General features: G+C 42.5%; 15 protein-coding genes. 13 read left to right on the top strand and 2 right to left on the bottom strand.

Annotation, left to right across the window (positions count from 1 at the left end; genetic code table 11):
- Positions 1-9: 9 nt before the first annotated feature.
- The 5 genes from KFE17_07245 to gnpA all read left to right on the top strand — a co-directional run bounded on the left by KFE17_07245 (position 10) and on the right by gnpA (position 5,733).
- Positions 10-258, top strand: a complete 249-nt coding sequence (locus KFE17_07245) for a thioredoxin family protein (GenBank protein QUO33508.1) — start codon at positions 10-12, stop codon at positions 256-258.
- 15 nt (positions 259-273) lie between these two features.
- Positions 274-1,287, top strand: coding sequence for a permease (locus KFE17_07240; protein QUO33658.1), 1,014 nt, complete (start codon positions 274-276; stop codon positions 1,285-1,287).
- Between the two features lie 148 nt (positions 1,288-1,435).
- Entirely contained in the window at positions 1,436-2,587 is a 1,152-nt protein-coding gene (locus tag KFE17_07235) for a 2-hydroxyacyl-CoA dehydratase (protein ID QUO33507.1), read from the top strand.
- A 19-nt stretch (positions 2,588-2,606) separates the two neighbouring features.
- Positions 2,607-3,377 (top strand): CoA activase, encoded by a 771-nt coding sequence (locus KFE17_07230; protein ID QUO33506.1) that lies wholly within the window; start codon positions 2,607-2,609, stop codon positions 3,375-3,377.
- Positions 3,378-3,567: 190 nt separating this feature from the next.
- Positions 3,568-5,733, top strand: coding sequence for a 1,3-beta-galactosyl-N-acetylhexosamine phosphorylase (gene gnpA, locus KFE17_07225; protein QUO33505.1), 2,166 nt, complete (start codon positions 3,568-3,570; stop codon positions 5,731-5,733).
- 126 nt (positions 5,734-5,859) lie between these two features.
- Here the strand turns inward: gnpA and KFE17_07220 are convergent, their stop codons facing one another.
- Positions 5,860-6,720 (bottom strand): helix-turn-helix transcriptional regulator, encoded by an 861-nt coding sequence (locus KFE17_07220; GenBank protein QUO33504.1) that lies wholly within the window; start codon positions 6,718-6,720, stop codon positions 5,860-5,862.
- A gap of 90 nt (positions 6,721-6,810) precedes the next feature.
- On the opposite strand from KFE17_07220, the gene KFE17_07215 reads away from it, so the two are divergent.
- The gene (locus KFE17_07215; protein ID QUO33503.1) at positions 6,811-7,905 is read left to right on the top strand and encodes an SPASM domain-containing protein; all 1,095 of its coding nucleotides are present in this window, start codon (positions 6,811-6,813) and stop codon (positions 7,903-7,905) included.
- A gap of 42 nt (positions 7,906-7,947) precedes the next feature.
- Here the strand turns inward: KFE17_07215 and KFE17_07210 are convergent, their stop codons facing one another.
- Entirely contained in the window at positions 7,948-9,399 is a 1,452-nt protein-coding gene (locus tag KFE17_07210) for an arylsulfatase (GenBank protein ID QUO33502.1), read from the bottom strand.
- Positions 9,400-9,628: 229 nt separating this feature from the next.
- On the opposite strand from KFE17_07210, the gene KFE17_07205 reads away from it, so the two are divergent.
- From KFE17_07205 to KFE17_07175, 7 genes are all read left to right on the top strand, one after another.
- Positions 9,629-11,017, top strand: a complete 1,389-nt coding sequence (locus tag KFE17_07205; GenBank protein QUO33501.1) for a carbohydrate ABC transporter substrate-binding protein — start codon at positions 9,629-9,631, stop codon at positions 11,015-11,017.
- An 88-nt stretch (positions 11,018-11,105) separates the two neighbouring features.
- Positions 11,106-11,996, top strand: a complete 891-nt coding sequence (locus KFE17_07200) for a sugar ABC transporter permease (GenBank protein QUO33500.1) — start codon at positions 11,106-11,108, stop codon at positions 11,994-11,996.
- A gap of 15 nt (positions 11,997-12,011) precedes the next feature.
- On the top strand, positions 12,012-12,887 hold the full coding sequence (locus tag KFE17_07195; GenBank protein QUO33499.1) for a carbohydrate ABC transporter permease: 876 nt from the start codon (positions 12,012-12,014) through the stop codon (positions 12,885-12,887).
- A 13-nt stretch (positions 12,888-12,900) separates the two neighbouring features.
- Complete coding sequence (locus tag KFE17_07190) at positions 12,901-13,068, top strand: hypothetical protein (protein QUO33498.1); 168 nt, start codon at positions 12,901-12,903, stop codon at positions 13,066-13,068.
- 159 nt (positions 13,069-13,227) lie between these two features.
- The gene (gene ade, locus KFE17_07185) at positions 13,228-14,958 is read left to right on the top strand and encodes an adenine deaminase (protein QUO33497.1); all 1,731 of its coding nucleotides are present in this window, start codon (positions 13,228-13,230) and stop codon (positions 14,956-14,958) included.
- A gap of 54 nt (positions 14,959-15,012) precedes the next feature.
- The gene (glnA, locus tag KFE17_07180) at positions 15,013-16,446 is read left to right on the top strand and encodes a type I glutamate--ammonia ligase (protein ID QUO33496.1); all 1,434 of its coding nucleotides are present in this window, start codon (positions 15,013-15,015) and stop codon (positions 16,444-16,446) included.
- 173 nt (positions 16,447-16,619) lie between these two features.
- A complete protein-coding gene (locus KFE17_07175; protein QUO33495.1) occupies positions 16,620-17,801 on the top strand; it encodes a hypothetical protein in 1,182 nt (393 codons plus the stop codon).
- Positions 17,802-17,804: the final 3 nt, after the last annotated feature.

The raw sequence follows: 17,804 nt of genomic DNA, 5'->3' as shown, positions 1-17,804 counted from the left end.
GGAAGACAGATGGAAATTAAAGTAATTGGTGCAGGATGTAAAGAATGTGATACACTCTATGCAAATACACTGGAGGCAGCAAAAGAACTGAAAGTATCTGTTACGGTAGAGAAGGTGGAAGACCTGATGGAGATTGTAAGGCTTGGAGTAATGGCGGCTCCGTCTCTAATGGTAGATGGAAAAGTGATTGTCAAAGGTCAAGTGCTTTCCACAGCAAAGCTTGTTGAAAAATTGAAAAAATGTGCAAACGAAGCATAGCGTGGGAAAAGAGGAATTGATATGAGGGAGATTGGATTATTTTTTCAGAATCAGATACTTGGAATGCACTGGCTCAAAGAACTGATCCAAAATCTGCTGGAGCTGACAGGAATCTCGGCACAATCGATCGTGGGAGGAATGTTGAATTTCTTTTTCTATGATCTGATTAAAATATTTATTTTGCTGTCGGTGCTGATTTTTGGAATTTCTTATATTCAAAGTTATTTTCCGCCGGAGCGCAGTAAGAAGCTGCTTGGAAGATTTCAGGGAATCAAAGGGAATGTGATCGGCGCTTTGCTGGGAACCGTAACGCCATTTTGTTCTTGCTCTTCGATTCCGATCTTTATGGGATTTACAAGCGCAGGACTGCCCCTCGGAGTGACTTTTTCTTTTCTCATTTCATCTCCGATGGTGGATCTCGGCTCCCTTGCACTTCTGATGAGTATTTTTGGCGGAAAGATTGCACTTGCCTATGTCATTGTTGGCCTGATTGTGGCGGTTGTCGGAGGAAGCCTGATTGAAAAGCTGCATTTGGAGCAGGAAGTAGAAGACTATATCCGACAGGCGGCGAGCATGGATGCAGAACTTCCGGAACTGACAGTCAAAGACCGGCTGGAATATGCGAAAGAGCAGGTAAAGTCAACGATACGAAAAGTTGCCCCGTATATTTTTGCCGGGGTAGCGATCGGTGCAATGATCCATAATCTTATTCCGGAAGCCTGGGTAGAACAGATTCTCGGCAGTAATCGTTTTTACTCCGTGCCGCTTGCAGTTCTTGTGGGTGTTCCTATGTATGCAGATATTTTTGGAACAATTCCGGTTGCAGAAAGTCTCTTGATGAAGGGGGCAGGTCTGGGAACAATACTGGCGTTCATGATGGCAGTCACGACATTATCACTTCCGTCTCTTGTAATGCTCAGCAAGGCAGTGAAACGGAAACTGCTCCTGATTTTTACGGGTATCGTTACGGTAGGGATTATTCTTGTGGGATATCTCTTTAACGCCGGGGCATGGTTTTTTCTTTCCTAGAATGAAGTAAATAATAGAATAGATAACTTCTATAAGTCTGAACTATATATTACTTTTTTGAATTAGTCACAGAAAGTTGTAAATGCTACAATGAAAATAGCATGATGTGAATGAGAATACAAATGACAGGAAAGGAATAGAGACAGACATGGAAATTATTAAAGAGCTTCCGGAAATTTTTGAGGAATTTGCAGAACAGAGAAAGAATTCATTTTTAGCAATGAAACAACTGAAGGACAAAGGTGTGCCGGTAGTCGGTGCATATTGTACATATTTTCCACAGGAGATTGCGCTGGCGATGGGAGCAGCTACAGTAGGACTTTGCTCCACATCTGATGAGACGATTTCTGAAGCGGAGAAGGTGCTTCCAAAGAATCTTTGTCCATTGATCAAATCCAGTTATGGTTTTGCAGCTACAGATAAATGTCCATTTTTCTACTTTTCAGATGTTGTCGTAGGCGAGACAACATGTGACGGTAAGAAGAAAATGTATGAATATATGTCAGAGTTCAAAGATGTGTATCTTATGGAGCTTCCAAATTCTCAGAGTGAAGATGCACTTGTACTCTGGAAGAAGGAAATGATCAAATTCAAAGAATATCTTGAAAAGAAATTTGAGACAACGATTACAGAAGATCAGATTCGCGAAGCGATTAAGATGAACAACCGTGGAAGACGTTCTCTCAGAAAATTATATGAAGTGATGAAGCATGATCCGGCTCCGATCAAAGGTCAGGATCTCTTTAAAGTACTGTACGGAAGCGGATTCAAGTTTGACCGTTCAAAGATTCCGGCAGAAGTAGATGCACTTGTTGAGAAGATTGAGAGAGAATATGCAGAAGGAAAGATGGAAGAGAAAAAACCGCGTATTCTTGTGACAGGATGTCCGATCGGAGGAGCAACAGAGAAGGTTATCAGAGCAATTGAAGATAACGGAGGAATTGTTGTAACATATGAGAACTGCGGCGGAGCAAAATCTATTGATAAGCTGGTAGATGAAGAGAATCCGGATGTTTACGATGCACTGGCTCGCCGGTATCTGGATATCGGATGTTCTGTTATGACACCGAATCCAAACCGTCTGGAACTGCTTGGCAGATTGATTGATGAATATCAGGTAGACGGCGTTGTGGAGATGGTACTTCAGGCATGTCATACATATAATGTGGAAGCTTACGGTATCCGCAGATTTGTAAATGAGAAGAAGGGAATCCCGTATATCGGAGTGGAGACAGATTATTCACAGGCAGATATCGGACAGTTAAATACGAGAATTGCAGCATTTATCGAGATGCTGTAAGACAGAGAGGTTATTTGGAATGAATTATGTAGGAATTGATATTGGTTCAACTGCATCAAAAGTTGTTGTCAGAACAGGCGGAAAAGAACTGCATTTTGTGATGCCGACAGGATGGAGCAGTAAGGAAACGACACTGGTTATTCAAGACAGACTTCAGGAAGCCGGCGTGGACGTGCTTGCAGATGATACGAAAGTTGTTGCCACCGGCTATGGACGTGTGGCGGTAGATTTTGCGGATTATGTAATTACAGAGATTACCTGCCATGCAAGAGGCGGACGGGAACTTGGAAGTACAGACTGTGCTGTTGTTGATGTTGGCGGCCAGGATACGAAAGTGATTCTTCTGGAGAATGGAATGGTGTCAGATTTCCTAATGAATGATAAATGTTCCGCAGGAACCGGAAAATTTCTGGAAATCATGGCGAACCGGCTTGGCGTAACACTTCAGGATCTGTTTGCTCTGGCAGCAAAAGGAGAAGTGATTCCGATCAGTTCGCTCTGTACAGTTTTTGCAGAATCAGAGGTCATTAACTATATCGGAGAAGGAAAGAAACGGGAAGATATCGCAGCCGGTGTTGTAGATTCTGTTGCTTCAAAAGTAGCGCAGCTCTGTCAGAGAAAGAATCTTCCGGAGGAAGTCATTTTGACAGGGGGATTAAGTGACAGTGAGTATTTTACTGAAGTACTTTCCGGAAAGATCGGACGCAAGGTAAAGAGAAATGAATTCGGGCGGTTTGCCGGAGCGCTTGGTGCATCACTGCTTGCCGAAGAAAAATCAAGAAAAAAATAGCATAGAAACTTTATGCAGGACAGAGCCTGCTCTTCTTAAAAAATCAGAAGGGCAGCGCTCTTTTTTAGTATATCGATAAGGAGCAATATATATAAAATTATCGACAATATTTCTATAGATTCAATAAATGGAAAAAGGTATACTAAAATTAATTGAAAGACGATTTGAAAGCAAGAAGAGGAGATGGATCATGAGCAAAGAGAAATTGACAGGAAGAGTAACGATTCCGACCGATGTAGATGTAGTGCCAGAGACATTAGAATTAGTGAAACGCTGGGGAGCAGATGCAATCCGTGACTGTGATGGTACAGACTATCCGGCGGAGCTTCGGGATGTGGATGCAAAAGTATATTCAACATATTACACAACTCGTAAGGACAATGCATGGGCGAAGGCAAACCCGGATGAAATTCAGCAGATGTACATCATGACATCTTTCCATACAGCAGTTGATACAGAATTATCTATTCATTTGATGGATCATTTATATCCGGATATGCTGAAAGTGAATTCCAATGATGACATTCAGAGATGGTGGGAAGTCATTGACCGTACAACGGGTGAGGTAGTTCCGGTGTCAGAGTGGGATTATAGTGATGAAACCGGAGATGTAACCATTCACGGAGCGAAAAAGTTCCATGATTATACAGTAAGCTTCCTTGCTTATATTATGTGGGACCCGGTACATATGTATAATGCAGTTGTCAATGACTGGCAGGGTGTTGAAAAACAGATTACATTTGATGTCCGCCAGCCGAAGACAAGAGAATTCACAATGAAGCGTCTGCGCAAATATATTGAAGACAATCCGCATATCGATGTGATCCGTTATACAACATTTTTCCATCAGTTCACATTGATTTTTGATGAACTTGCGCGGGAGAAATATGTGGATTGGTATGGATATTCTGCTTCTGTAAGTCCATATATTTTGGAACAGTTTGAAAAAGAAGTGGGATATAAGTTCCGTCCGGAATTCATCATTGATCAGGGATATATGAATAATCAGTATCGAATTCCGTCTAAGGAATTCCGTGATTTCCAGGCATTCCAGCGCCGTGAAGTTGCGAAACTTGCAAAAGAAATGGTTGATCTGACACATGAACTTGGCAAAGAAGCAATGATGTTCCTGGGAGATCACTGGATTGGAACAGAGCCATTTATGGAAGAATTCAAATCCATTGGCCTGGATGCAGTCGTAGGAAGTGTGGGAAATGGTTCAACACTTCGTCTCATCAGTGATATTCCAAATGTGAAATATACAGAAGGCCGTTTCCTTCCGTATTTCTTCCCGGATACATTCCACGAAGGCGGAGATCCGGTAAAAGAAGCAAAGGTAAACTGGGTAACAGCAAGACGTGCTATTTTAAGAAAACCGATCGACCGTATCGGATACGGCGGTTATCTGAAACTTGCACTGGAATTCCCGGAATTTATTGATTATGTGGAAAGTGTATGTGATGAGTTCCGTACATTATATGAAAATATTAAAGGAACAACTCCGTACTGCGTGAAGACAGTTGCTGTTCTTAACAGCTGGGGCAAGATGAGAGCATGGGGAAATCATATGGTTCATCACGCTTTATATCAGAAACAGAACTACTCTTATGCAGGAATCATTGAAGCATTGTCCGGCGCACCATTTGATGTAAGATTTATCAGCTTTGATGATATTAAAGAAAATCCGGCTATCTTAGATGAGATTGATGTTATCATCAATGTAGGCGGTGCTTACACAGCCCACAGCGGCGGAGCAAACTGGATTGACGAGACCGTTGTCACAGCAGTGAAGAGCTTTATCTACAATGGCGGCGGCTTCATTGGAGTCGGAGAACCGACAGCTTATCAGTGGGAAGGACGTTACTTCCAGCTTGCAAATGCATTGGGAGTAGAGAAAGAAAACGGATTTAACTTGAACACAGATAAGTATAACTGGGAAGAGCATGATCACTTTATCAAAGAAGACTGTACAAAGGATATCGACTTTGGTGAAGGACAGAAGAATATTTTTGCCTTAGACGGAACAACAATTCTGCGTCAGATTGATAAAGAAGTTCAGATGGCAGTCAATGAATTTGGAGAGGGACGCTGCGTTTATATCAGCGGACTTCCATACAGCTTCGAGAACAGCCGTCTGTTATACCGTTCTATTATCTGGTCTTCTCACGATGAAGAAAATCTGCACAAATGGTTCAGCACGAACTTCAATGTAGAAGTCCATGCCTATGTAAAAAATGGAAAATACTGTGTTGTCAACAACACATATGAACCGCAGAGCACAACGGTATACAAAGGTGATGGAACAAGTTTTGATCTGGATCTGGATGCAAATGAAATTATCTGGTACGAGATTTAAAAGGAAATCTGTTTTTCTATGAGAAAATAAATAAACAGGAGCGCATAACGGCTTCTCCAAATGGAGTGAGCAGTTAAGGCTCCTGTTTTTGTGTTGTGGATATCTGTCTGGCAGAATATTCTGCGGCTATGAGAGGATTGCTTTCTTCTCCATGCTCAAGTCAGAACACTTTCGATATTCATTCGGTGTCATGGACGTTTCTTTTTTAAATACTTGCGAAAAATAAGACTGAGAAGAAAATCCAATCATAGTAGCGATCTTAGCGATGGGATAATTCGTTGTCTCCAGCAGATTTTTTGCTTCGGTAATCCGTTTTTCAATCAGGTAGTTAATAGGTGAGATGCCTTTATAACTCTTGAATGCATGTACTAAATAATATTTATTTAAGTAAGTCAGATTACTTAACGTCTCAAGGGTAATATCTTCTTTAAAATGTTCGTCCAGATATTGTTCCACGAAACGACATTCCTTTGTAATCTTCTTAACGGAGGCAATGGAAATCTTCTTTTTTGTATGGCGGACAAGATTCAGGATCAAAATTTCCAGCAGATTCTGACAGATCAGGTTAAAACTTTCTTCTTTCCGCTGGACTTCTGCAAGTAGTGTCTTCAGATAAAATGAGATTTCTTCATTGTATTCCTCAAAATGGTGAAGGCTGTAATCGTATGGAATGTTATCATCATGGCTTGTGAACTGCAGTCCGTTGATTCCAAGTGCAATATATTCGAGAGGAACATCCGGAATCCCAAGTTCTGTGTGGGAGACATTAGGGTTCACAATGATCATATCGTGTTCCTGTACATCAAATTTGGTGTTGTTGACAAGAAATTTACCGCGGCCTCTTGTTACATAAAATAATTCTGTAAAATGATGGGAGTGTGGAACACTATGCCAATCGGCGCCGTAGCGGGCTTGGGTGATGTACAGCAGGCGGATGTTCATTTTCTGAAGTTCGATTTCGTCTAACTGATAGCGTCGGTTACTCATAGAGAGCCCTCCTTTAGTTTACAATATCTTATACAAATAGTATAATCGTTACGAAAGAAGAATTCAAACAAAATGTAGGAGAAACGGAAGATGAAGTTAGAATATCTGTCATTTTTGATCAAGCCGGCATCTGCACGCTGTAACCTCCATTGTCCATATTGTTTTTATGAAGATGTGAGCAGTCGGAGAGAAAACGTGTGCGGTGAAATGATGGACGAAGCCCTGATGGAGCTTCTGATCGATCGGGCGATCCAAGAAACAAGTGATACGGCACATATTACACTGGCATTTCAGGGAGGAGAGCCAATGCTTGGTGGTCTTGAATTTTATGAGAAGTTGACAGCTTATGCAGAAAAGAAAAAAGGAGGCAGAACCTTTGCTTATGCAATCCAGACAAACGGAACACTGATTGACGAGGCATGGGCAGAGTTTTTTGCAAGGAAGCATGTACTTGTAGGGGTGTCGCTGGACGGATATGAGTCAAATACAAATAAGTTCCGGATAGACAAAAAAGGTAAGGGAATGTTCGGAAAGATTATGGAAGGGATCGGATATTTAAAGCGGGCAGGAGCAGCGTATAATATTTTATCAGTAATTACCGCGCAGCTGGCTTCACATCCGGAAGCTTATTATAAGTTTATGAAAAGCCAGGGAATTTCCCATGTGCAGTGTATTCCATGTCTGGGAGAGCTGGATCGTAAGACACAGTGGGAACTGGATGCAGATGGATATGAAAAGTTTTTTAAGCGCTTGTTCAGGATATGGCTTGCGGATTATATGCAGGGGGATTATATGAGTATCGGACTGTTCGATAATCTTCTTCTGATGTTTGCAGACCGTCCGCCGCAGCAGTGTGGGATGCTTGGATTTTGTACAGCACAGCTTGTTGTAGAGTCAGACGGGAATGTTTATCCATGTGATTTCTATGTGTTAGACGAGTATTGCTGTGGGAATCTGCGAGAAAAAACGGTGGAAGAGATTTTGACAAGCGAGGCAATGAAGACGTTTCTGCAGGAAGAAAAAGTTGTTCCAAAGATTTGCGAGACATGCAGTTTCTGGAATCTCTGCCGCGGTGGATGTAAACGGCAGAATGCATGCTATCTGCAGGAAAAAAGGTGCGGCCACCAGGAATTTCTGAAAGAAGCCGCACCAATGCTGTATCGTATTGCCCAATCTCTCCGGTAAGAGGGAGGAGAAAGAAATATCTGTTTCGAAAAAGACTTGATATTAGAAAATGTGGGAGAGCGTTGTGACAGGCTTGTATCCGCGGCGGAGAGAAGCTCCGTCACTGTAGCCTTCTTCCCGACCGTCCAGTTCCCGGATCAATGCATTCCGAAGCCAGTCGATCCGTTCCTGATATTGTGGATCGTTAATAGCATTATGTTGTTCACGCGGGTCCAGAGCAAGGTGGAAATACTCTTCCTCTCCGGTCTCACTGTACCAGATGTATTTATCTGTTTCCGTTACAATGAACTGATTGGAGAGGCAGGAATGGAAACTGTGTTCTCCGTGCAGATATGGACGGTTATTATGACCGGTGCCGGTAATCTCAGGAACAAGAGAGAACCCGTCCACCCCTTCCGGAATCGGAAGATGGGCAAAATCAAGGATCGTTGGAAGGATGTCTCTTAACTCCGCAAGGGTATTACTTCGAATCGGCGCAGTTGGACAGACATTTTTTCCGGTGCGTATGAGAAGAGGAATATGAGTGCTTCCCTCATACGGAAAAACTTTCCGATACAAATGATGATCAAAAAGAAGTTCACCGTGGTCAGACAGGAAAATGATCACGGTATTTTCATATTCTCCGCTCTCCATTAGCGCCGTTAACAATCGTCCAATCTGATGATCCACATGAGTAATACATGCATAATAACCTGCCAGAGCATTGTGACGCAAAGCGGCGTCCCGGCATCCGTAAATAGAATCCTTTATAAAGCCAAAGCGCTCGGTATTGGAGCTGTCTTCCCAGTCACCGATGGCAGGCTCACGCAATTGCTTATCTTTGTACAGATCAAAATAAGAGGCGGGAGCATCGAATGGCTGATGCGGGCGAACGTAGGAACTCATCAGAAAGAAAGGACGTGTCCGATCTCTCGTCTCAAGGAAACGGATGCTTTCCTCTGTAACCCAGTTGGTCGGGTGCAGGTGTTCGTCATAGATCCACGGATGAGTAACCCATGAATTACATTCCGGTCCGGAAGCGGTGACATCTGCCTGCGGTCCCATGACTTTTTTGAGATCATAGAGATAATCATCAGTAACTGTCTGATGCTGGCAGTGAGGGATCGTGGCGCTGCGGTAGTGGCCGAGATAACCATCGTGAAGTCTGAGGCTCTGGAAACCGCAGTGCTTGCGTACCGGGTGGACGTGCATTTTGCCGATGCATCCTGTCTGGTATCCGCCGTCACTCAATTCCTGCGCCAGCATATGGTCATAATTCCAGTCGATTCCATCTTCATAACCAACCCGGCCGTGATTTGCCTGACTTTTCCCGGTAAAGAGAGCCGCTCTTGCAGGAATACAGCTTGGACAGGAAGAATAGGCATGTCCAAAGAAGGCGCCTTCGGCGGCGAGCGTATCCAGATATGGTGTCTTTACATCCGGGTGGCCGGCAAAAGAAAGGCAGTCGCCCCGGAACTGATCGCACATTAAAAGTAAGATATTAGGCTGATTCATTTCAAACTCCTTTCAAGCAATAAATTTGTTTTGGATGATACCATTGTTTTTTTAATAATAGGCACAGAGACAATAAAAAAGCAAGTTCGATTTTTTAAAACTTTATAAAAAAACTGTTTAAAAGCAATATATATAACAATAACAACAACATTGCTATAGAAAAAGTGACGAGAATAGTGTAGAGTAAATTACAGAAAATGAACGAAATGACTAAAAGGAGGAATTAGTTATGAAAATGAAAAAAGTAACAGCTGTTTTACTTGCCGGCGCAATGATCGCTTCCATGATGACAGGATGCGGCAGCAAAGATTCCGGAAGTGACAAGAAAGCAGAAGGCAAGACAGAAGACGGAAAAACAGTCTTAAAGTTCGAAGCTTTCGCAGGCGGTAACGGAACAGAAATCTGGGAGAAGATTGCTGAAGCATTCGAAAAAGAAAATCCGGATGTAGATGTAGAATTACATACATCTTCTGAACTTGACAAAGATTTACAGAAGGATTTCCAGAATGGTGATATTCCGGATGTTGTTTACTACAATCTTGGACAGGCAAGCGGTTTTACAGAAAACATGCTGAAAGAAAAAGCAATCGCTGATATTTCAGATGTATTTGACGATGAGCTGAAATCCAAATTAGTAAGCGGAATCACAGAGAATGCAGCAGCACAGCCATATGGCGATGGCAAAGTATATCTTGCACCAATCGTTTACACACCAACAGGATTCTGGTATAACAAGACTTTATTCGAAGGTGAAACTAAGAAATATGATCTTCCGGAGACCTGGGATGATTTCTTTGCACTGAATGAGCAGGCAAAGGCAAACGGAGCAGCTTTATTTACATATCCGATCGCAGGATACTTTGACTGTCCGATGTTCCAGATGTTTGCACAGGCAGGCGGACCTGAGTTTATGAACAAAGCTGTAAACTACGATAAAGATACATGGACATCCAAAGAAGGAAAGATGATCATCGACACAATTGCAAAACTTGCATCTCCAGAGTATACACAGGCTGATACAGTAGCAAATGCTCAGTCAAAAGACGGATTCAAGATTAATCAGCAGAATGTAATCGACGGAAAAGCATTATTCATGCCAAATGGTAACTGGGTAATCGGTGAGATGGCAAACTCTACTCCGAAGGAAGATTTTGAGTGGGGAATGATGGCACCGCCTAAATTCTCAGCAGATCAGGATCGCTATGTTTATACATTCACAGAGCAGATGTGGGTACCGGCTGACGCTGAGAACCTGGATGTAGCAAAAGACTTCATCAAATTTATGTATTCTGATACAGTTGTTGATCTGATGCTTGCAAATGAGACAGAGAATAAAGAGACAGGAGAAAAATCTCCGGCTCCGATCGTTCCACCGGTAGTAGGTGCATCTGATCAGTTACCGGAAGGACCGATCAAAGATACATATACACTTGCATCTTCTGAAGGATACGAAGTTGTTTCCGGAAACTGGGCAACACTTGAGACAGCAATCGACGGATTTGACATGAAGGCTACAGTTTATGGTGCAATTGATGACTTAAATACAGGCGCTATGACAGTAGAAGAGTACCAGAAACAGTTAGTAGACGCATGGGCAAGATTAGCCGAGAACTTATAATTAAGAACCCGGGTAAGCGATAGTTTGTTGAAACGGTGGGCAAGCGGGCTCACCGTTTTTTATGAGGAAAGAAGGAAAGGATGAAATTATGAACAGAAAACGTTCAGAAAAAAGATTTGTATTTGCATGTCTGGCACCGGCAGTTGTTCTGATTGTTCTCTTTCTTGTAATTCCGACACTGAATGTATTTCGGATGTCATTTTACCGTATGGGAGGAATTACGAATAAACAGACATTTATCGGTCTGGAGAACTTTAAGAATTTAATGCAGGATAAGAATTTTCTTCAGGCAATGCAGAATACGATTCTGATTATTGTTATCGTAATGCTGTGCACGATTGTGCTGGCGGTATTATTTGCAGCACTGTTAAGCAGAGGAACATTTAAGGGAAAGAACTTTTTCCGTATTATTTTCTATATCCCGAATATTTTATCAATCGTAGTTATTGCAGGTATTTTCGGTGCGATCTACAATCCGAGTACAGGTCTGTTGAACACATTCCTGAGAGCGATCCATTTGGATGGATTGGCGAGACAGTGGATGGCGGAACCGAATATCGTTATTTATTCTGTTATTTTTGCGTTGGTATGGCAGGCTATCGGTTACTATATGGTAATGTATATGGCAAGTATGGCAGCAATCCCGCCGGATTATTACGAAGCAGCATCTCTTGATGGGGCTACAGAAATTCAAATGTTCTTCCAGATCACATTCCCGTTAATCTGGAGCAATATCCGTACAACACTGACATTCTACATTATCAGTACGATTAACCTGAGTTTCCTCTTTGTTCAGATTATGTCCAACGGAGGACCGAATGGAAAGACAGAAGTTGCATTAAACTATATGTATAAACAGGCTTACGGTAACGGTGCTTACGGTTATGGTATGGCTATCGGCGTTGTTGTATTCTTGTTCTCATTTATCCTTGCAGGAATTGTGAACAAGATCACAGACCGGGAAGTATATGAATTCTAGGAAAGGAGAGCGGAAATGGAGAAAAAGAATAAAAAACCAGGTCAAATTATATCTCAGATCATTATCTATGCAGCTCTTCTGATACTTGCGATTTCAATTATTGTACCGGTTGCATGGGTTTTTATGGCAAGTTTAAAAATGAACTCAGAGTTCCTCGGCGGAGATATCAGTCCGTGGGCATTGCCGAAGACATTCCGCTATCAGAACTTTGTGACAGCGTTCATCGATGGAAGAATGGGAGAATTCTTCATGAACTCTGTACTTGTAACAGCAATGGCGCTGATCATCCTTCTGGCTCTGGCACTTCCGGCATCGTATGTGTTGTCGCGGTTTGAATTCAAGAGCAGAAAATTCTTAAATGCGTTATTTATGGCAGGACTTTTCGTTAATATCAGTTATATTGTTATTCCGATCTTCCTGATGTTAAGTTCTGCAAACAGAGCGCTTGGTGTGGAATTTTTCCTGAATAACAGATTTATTCTGGCAGTCGTATATGCTTCCAGTGCACTTCCGTTTACAGTATATCTTCTGAGCGGATATTTTAAAACACTTCCAAAGGGATTTGAAGAAGCGGCTTACATTGATGGATGCGGTCATTTTAAAACGATGACAAAGATTATGATCCCGATGGCAAAACCAAGTATCATTACAGTTATTTTGTTTAACTTCCTGTCCTTCTGGAATGAGTATATTATTGCATATACATTAATGGACGGAAATGATACACTGGCAATGGGATTGAAAAACCTGATGGCAGTAGAAAAAGCAGCAACAAACTATGGTATTATGTACGCCGGTCTTGTAACAGTTATGCTTCCAACGCTGATTCTTTATATTTTAGTGCAGAAACAGCTGACAGAAGGTATGACACTTGGCGGATTGAAAGGTTAGGAGGGAAATAGTAATGGATCGTCCAGTAAGAAAAATTATCATGGTGATTGTATTTATTGTTTGCCTTGCACTTATTATTATCGGTCAGAGAAATATCAGCTTCACAGGCCTTGCAATGGAGTTGGTGGGACTGACAGGGCTCCTGACACTTCTGTTCATTTATAATCATCAGTATAAATAAAGAAGAAACTTAAAATTATAAAAGAAGACGCTGTCTGAAGAAGCTTTTTATAGCTTTTTCGGACAGCGCTTTTTTGATTGCTTTTTCCTGTCATTTCAGCTATGCTTAAAGCAGAGATGTCCGAAACAAAACGGGCGGGACAGGAGGATGATGAGCAGGATGAAAAAAGAGACACTGAAGAAGCTGATCGATGTGGCGGCAGGGCGTATACCGGCCGATCTTGTGATCAAGAACTGTAAGGTAATGAATGTTTTTTCCGGAGAGATTACTTCGGGAGATATTGCAGTGAGTGACGGAATGATCGCAGGAATCGGAACATATGAGGGGAAAGAAACTGTGGATGCCAAAGGGAGGTATGCCGCTCCGGGATTGATTGACAGTCATATTCACATCGAATCTTCGTATGTAAGTCCGGAGGAAATCGGAAGGCTGCTTGTGCCGCATGGCGCTACAACGATTATTGCAGATCCACATGAAATTGTAAATGTATGCGGGCTGCGGGGATTAGAGTATATGCTGGAGGCAGCAAAAGGAACAGCGCTTGATATCAAATATGTGCTTCCTTCCTGTGTGCCGGCAACACCATTTGAGCATGCAGGAGCTGTGATCAATGCACCGGAGATGGAAGAGCCGCTTCAGATAGAAGAAATCCTAGGACTTGGGGAGTTTATGAATTTTCCGGGTGTGATACAGGCAGAGGACAGCGTGCTTGATAAGTTAATGGCAGCAAAGAACGCAGGGAAATTCATTGATGGACATGGACCTGGGATTGCAGGAAAAGAGTTAAATGCATATGCTGCTGCAGGAATTCTGGCTGATCATGAATGTTCTACCGTAGAAGAGATGAAAGCGCGATTAGAGAATGGAATGTATATTCTGATGCGGCAAGGTTCTGCCTGTCATAATCTGCGAACGCTTTTGGCGGGAGTGACGGAACAAAACAGCAGAAGGTGTCTGCTTTGTTCTGATGACCGTCAGCCAAAGACGATTCTGCATGAGGGACATTTGGATAATCATTTGAGAATCTGTATTGAAGAAGGATTAGATGCTATGACAGCAGTCCGTATGGCGACATTAAATGCGGCAGAGTGTTTTGGACTGAAGGACAGAGGAGCGTTAGCGCCGGGATACCGCGCGGACATTGTACTGTTTGATGATCTGAAAGATTTTCCTGTGAATCGCGTTTGGATTGAAGGAAGGGCTGTGGCAGAAGAAGGAACATATCTTCCGAAGATCTGTCCGCATGAGATTTCTTCCGTGAAAGGCAGCGTAGTTGTAAAGGATTTTTCAAAAGAGAAGCTGAAAATGCATCTGAAATCCGATTTTGTCCATGTGATAGAAATTCTTCCGGGCGGTGTTGTGACAAAGAAAGAGACAGCGCAGATTAAACTGGATGAAAAGGGAGAATTTGTGCGGGAAGCAGAGAAAGATATTGTGAAAGTGGCAGTTGTTGAGCGACATCAGGGAACAGGAAATGTGGCATGCGGTTTTCTGAAAGGTTATGGAATCAAAGAAGGAGCTGTGGCATTGTCTATCGCACACGATTCTCACAATATTATCGTTGTAGGAGTCAGTGATGAAGAGATGACTTTTGCCGTAGAAGAACTGGTGCGTCAGGAAGGTGGGATTGTCCTTGTAAAAGAAGGAGAAGTGATTGAACGGATGCCGCTGCCGATTGCAGGGTTGATGAGCGACCAAAGCGGTGAATGGGTAGATGAGAAATTGACAGCAATCCATGAGAAAGCTTATTCAGAACTTGGAATTTGCGGTGATGTAGAGCCGGTAATGACACTTTGTTTCATGTCGCTGGCAGTCATTCCGGAACTGAAACTGACAGATATGGGATTATTTGATGTGACTTCATTTTCATTTATTCCAGTGGAAGCTTAAGGATTGGGAAGAGAGCGGGGGCTGAAAAAGCGAAAAGATCAGGAGGTATTAAGTATGTTTCAGAATATTCAGCAGGTACAGGATTTTATACAGGAAAAAGGGATTCGTTTTGTAGATTTTAAGATGATTGATCTTCGGGGACGCTGGAAACATCTGTCAATTCCGGCAGAGCGTTTCCAGGAAGAAATTCTGGAGCACGGAATCGGATTTGACGGTTCAAATTACGGATATGCTATGGTAGAGAACAGCGATATGGTATTTATTCCGGATATTTCTACGGCGGTCGTAGATCCTTTTGTAAAAGTTCCGACACTGACTATGATTGGAGATGTAAAGGTAATCGATCAGCCGATGAACAGGCCTTTTGCCCAGTATCCGAGAAATGTGGCAAAAAGAGCTGTAGAATATATGAAAGAAACCGAAATTGCAGATGAGATGATTATTGGGCCGGAATATGAATTTCATGTATTTGACGGAGTAAGCGTCAGCGAAAAGCCGAATGAAATTGCGCTTCGGATTTATGATAAGGAGTCTGTGTGGACCGCAAATATGCCGGCAGAAGAAAATAATGGATTTCATACACCGCCACACGGAGGATATCATGCAGATCAGCCATCCGATGTTACGTTCGATCTTCGGAATGAGATGTGTATGGAAATGGAAAAATGGGGTGTCCGTGTAAAATATCATCATCACGAAGTGGGAGGCTCCGGCCAGTTGGAAATTGAGACGGAACTGGGAGAAATGACAAGTCTCGCAGACGCAACGATGGCCGCAAAATATGTGATCCGTAATACGGCAGCCGTAAATGGCATGACAGCTACCTTTCTTCCAAAACCTGTTTACGGGGAAGCAGGAAATGGAATGCATGTGCATATGCTGCTGAAGAAAGACGGAAAACCGGTTTTTTATGATCCGGATCGCTATGGACAGCTCAGTGAAACGGCGATGTATTTTATTGGAGGTCTGCTGACTCATGTGCGAAGTCTTTGTGCGATTACAAATCCGACAACGAACTCTTACAAACGACTGATTCCGGGATTTGAAGCGCCGGTTACGATAGGATATGCCATGGCCAACAGAAGCGCTGTTGTGAGAATTCCGGCATATGTAAAATCTCCGGATAAGAAGCGGTTTGAATTAAGAAATCCAGATGCGACCTGCAATCCTTATTATGCGTATGCAGCAATTCTTATGGCAGGATTGGACGGTGTGAAAAATAAAATCGATCCGGCAGATCATAATTGGGGGCCGTTTGATTTTAATCTCTTTGATCTTTCAGAAGAAGAAAGAGCGGCGCTCGGCCATTTGCCGGCAACTCTTGAGGAAGCTTTAGATGCGCTGGAAGCAGATCACGACTACCTGACTGCAGGCGGCGTATTTCCGGAAGAACTGATTCAGAACTGGATCAAAACGATCCGGGCAGATGCAAATGAAATCAGCAGAATCCCGCATCCGGCTGAATTTGCACGTTATTATGATCTGTAAAGATAAGTTTGCCAGACAGAAGACAGAGACTTCTGTCTGGTTTTTCAATTTGAAATAAATTTCTGCTGTCAGAGAAAATGTAAAATGTTACCGTCAGAGAAAACTTCTTGACAACTAAATATTACAGTTGTAATATTTAAGAAACATATATAAGAAGGCAGGGAGAAAATGAAATGAAAAAAAAGAGAACTGCATTAGGGGTTAAGGCGGCTGTGCTGGTATTCGTTTTGGGGTGCAGTATTTGTTTTTTTGGATGCAGCACAGCACAGAAAGAAGAAAAAAGAAAAGACGAGACATTGGAAAAAAATCTGAAGCTTTTGGCAGAAGGATATCGCGAAATTTATGAAAGCGCAGAACAGGATGATGAATTGGACAGTATCATGTTTCAGAAAAAAATCGTGGACTATCTTGGTGCAAAAGGATATGCGGCAGTAGATCAGAATCAACGGATCAATATGGTAAATTTTGAGCAGGCAGAAGCATATTGTCAGAGGGCGGAGGAAGGAAAGGAAGCAGAGATCGTTTTATTTCTTGTTATGGAACAGGGAAGGATCGTTCGCTATGAACTTCGGACAGACGGAGAGAAAATGAATGCAGCAGTGTGTGGAATTTCCTGGAAAGAAGGAGAACCGGTTGTCAGTGAGCTCCATGAATTTGCTGTGTCATACTGGGATTACACAGAGAAGGGATATCTTTTTATTGAAGAATATCATCCTTCCGGATATGATGGAGCGCCTGGACAGACTGCATTTCGGATTCGTCCTTTAGATGAGGAACTTCGTGCATGGAATGAGAAATATGTTATGCCAATTGGCTATGAGAGGAATAATTTGCTGATTACAGATTGGGATGCGAAAGATTATTCTCATGTAGATTTCTATGATCTTTATGAAACATGCTATTCGCATATCAGGGGAGAATACCTCCCCTATGTGCCGGAAGAAGGCGCCGAATATCTGGTTCCGAAAAAAGAATTTGAAGAAGTGTTAAGGCAATATTTTTCATTAGAACCGGAACAGATTCAACAACAGACGCAGTATGATTCTTTGACGGAATGTTATCATTACCGGCCGAGAGGATTATATGACTGCCAGATGCCTTATGGGCCTTATCCGGAGGTAACTGCCTGTGAAGAAATGGGGAATGGAACATATAAATTAACAGTAGAAGCGGTCTGGATCAGAGGAAAAACGGATCAGGCATGCAGAAGTGAATTCATCATGAAAATTGGAACAGATGGAGAATTTCAATATGTATCAAACCGTGTGCTTGAGCTTGAGAAAGATGGAGCAGTCTGGTATCAGCCGCGGCTGACAGAGGAGCAGTGGAAAGAGATTTATAAGAAATCGTTTTGAGTA

Origin of the sequence: Faecalicatena sp. Marseille-Q4148, from assembly GCA_018228665.1 — a bacterium.
Taxonomy (GTDB): Bacteria; Bacillota; Clostridia; order Lachnospirales; family Lachnospiraceae; genus UBA9414.
Note: the sequence above shows the minus strand (reverse complement) of the source record. Positions and strands in the feature narration are given on the sequence as shown.

Coding starts and splice junctions, on each gene's coding strand:
- KFE17_07245 (QUO33508.1), top strand. CDS start 10: ATGGAAATTAAAGTAATTGGTGCAGGATGTAAAGAATGTGATACACTC.
- KFE17_07235 (QUO33507.1), top strand. CDS start 1,436: ATGGAAATTATTAAAGAGCTTCCGGAAATTTTTGAGGAATTTGCAGAA.
- KFE17_07230 (QUO33506.1), top strand. CDS start 2,607: ATGAATTATGTAGGAATTGATATTGGTTCAACTGCATCAAAAGTTGTT.
- gnpA (QUO33505.1), top strand. CDS start 3,568: ATGAGCAAAGAGAAATTGACAGGAAGAGTAACGATTCCGACCGATGTA.
- KFE17_07220 (QUO33504.1), bottom strand. CDS start 6,720: ATGAGTAACCGACGCTATCAGTTAGACGAAATCGAACTTCAGAAAATG.
- KFE17_07215 (QUO33503.1), top strand. CDS start 6,811: ATGAAGTTAGAATATCTGTCATTTTTGATCAAGCCGGCATCTGCACGC.
- KFE17_07210 (QUO33502.1), bottom strand. CDS start 9,399: ATGAATCAGCCTAATATCTTACTTTTAATGTGCGATCAGTTCCGGGGC.
- KFE17_07205 (QUO33501.1), top strand. CDS start 9,629: ATGAAAATGAAAAAAGTAACAGCTGTTTTACTTGCCGGCGCAATGATC.
- KFE17_07200 (QUO33500.1), top strand. CDS start 11,106: ATGAACAGAAAACGTTCAGAAAAAAGATTTGTATTTGCATGTCTGGCA.
- KFE17_07195 (QUO33499.1), top strand. CDS start 12,012: ATGGAGAAAAAGAATAAAAAACCAGGTCAAATTATATCTCAGATCATT.
- KFE17_07190 (QUO33498.1), top strand. CDS start 12,901: ATGGATCGTCCAGTAAGAAAAATTATCATGGTGATTGTATTTATTGTT.
- ade (QUO33497.1), top strand. CDS start 13,228: ATGAAAAAAGAGACACTGAAGAAGCTGATCGATGTGGCGGCAGGGCGT.
- glnA (QUO33496.1), top strand. CDS start 15,013: ATGTTTCAGAATATTCAGCAGGTACAGGATTTTATACAGGAAAAAGGG.
- KFE17_07175 (QUO33495.1), top strand. CDS start 16,620: ATGAAAAAAAAGAGAACTGCATTAGGGGTTAAGGCGGCTGTGCTGGTA.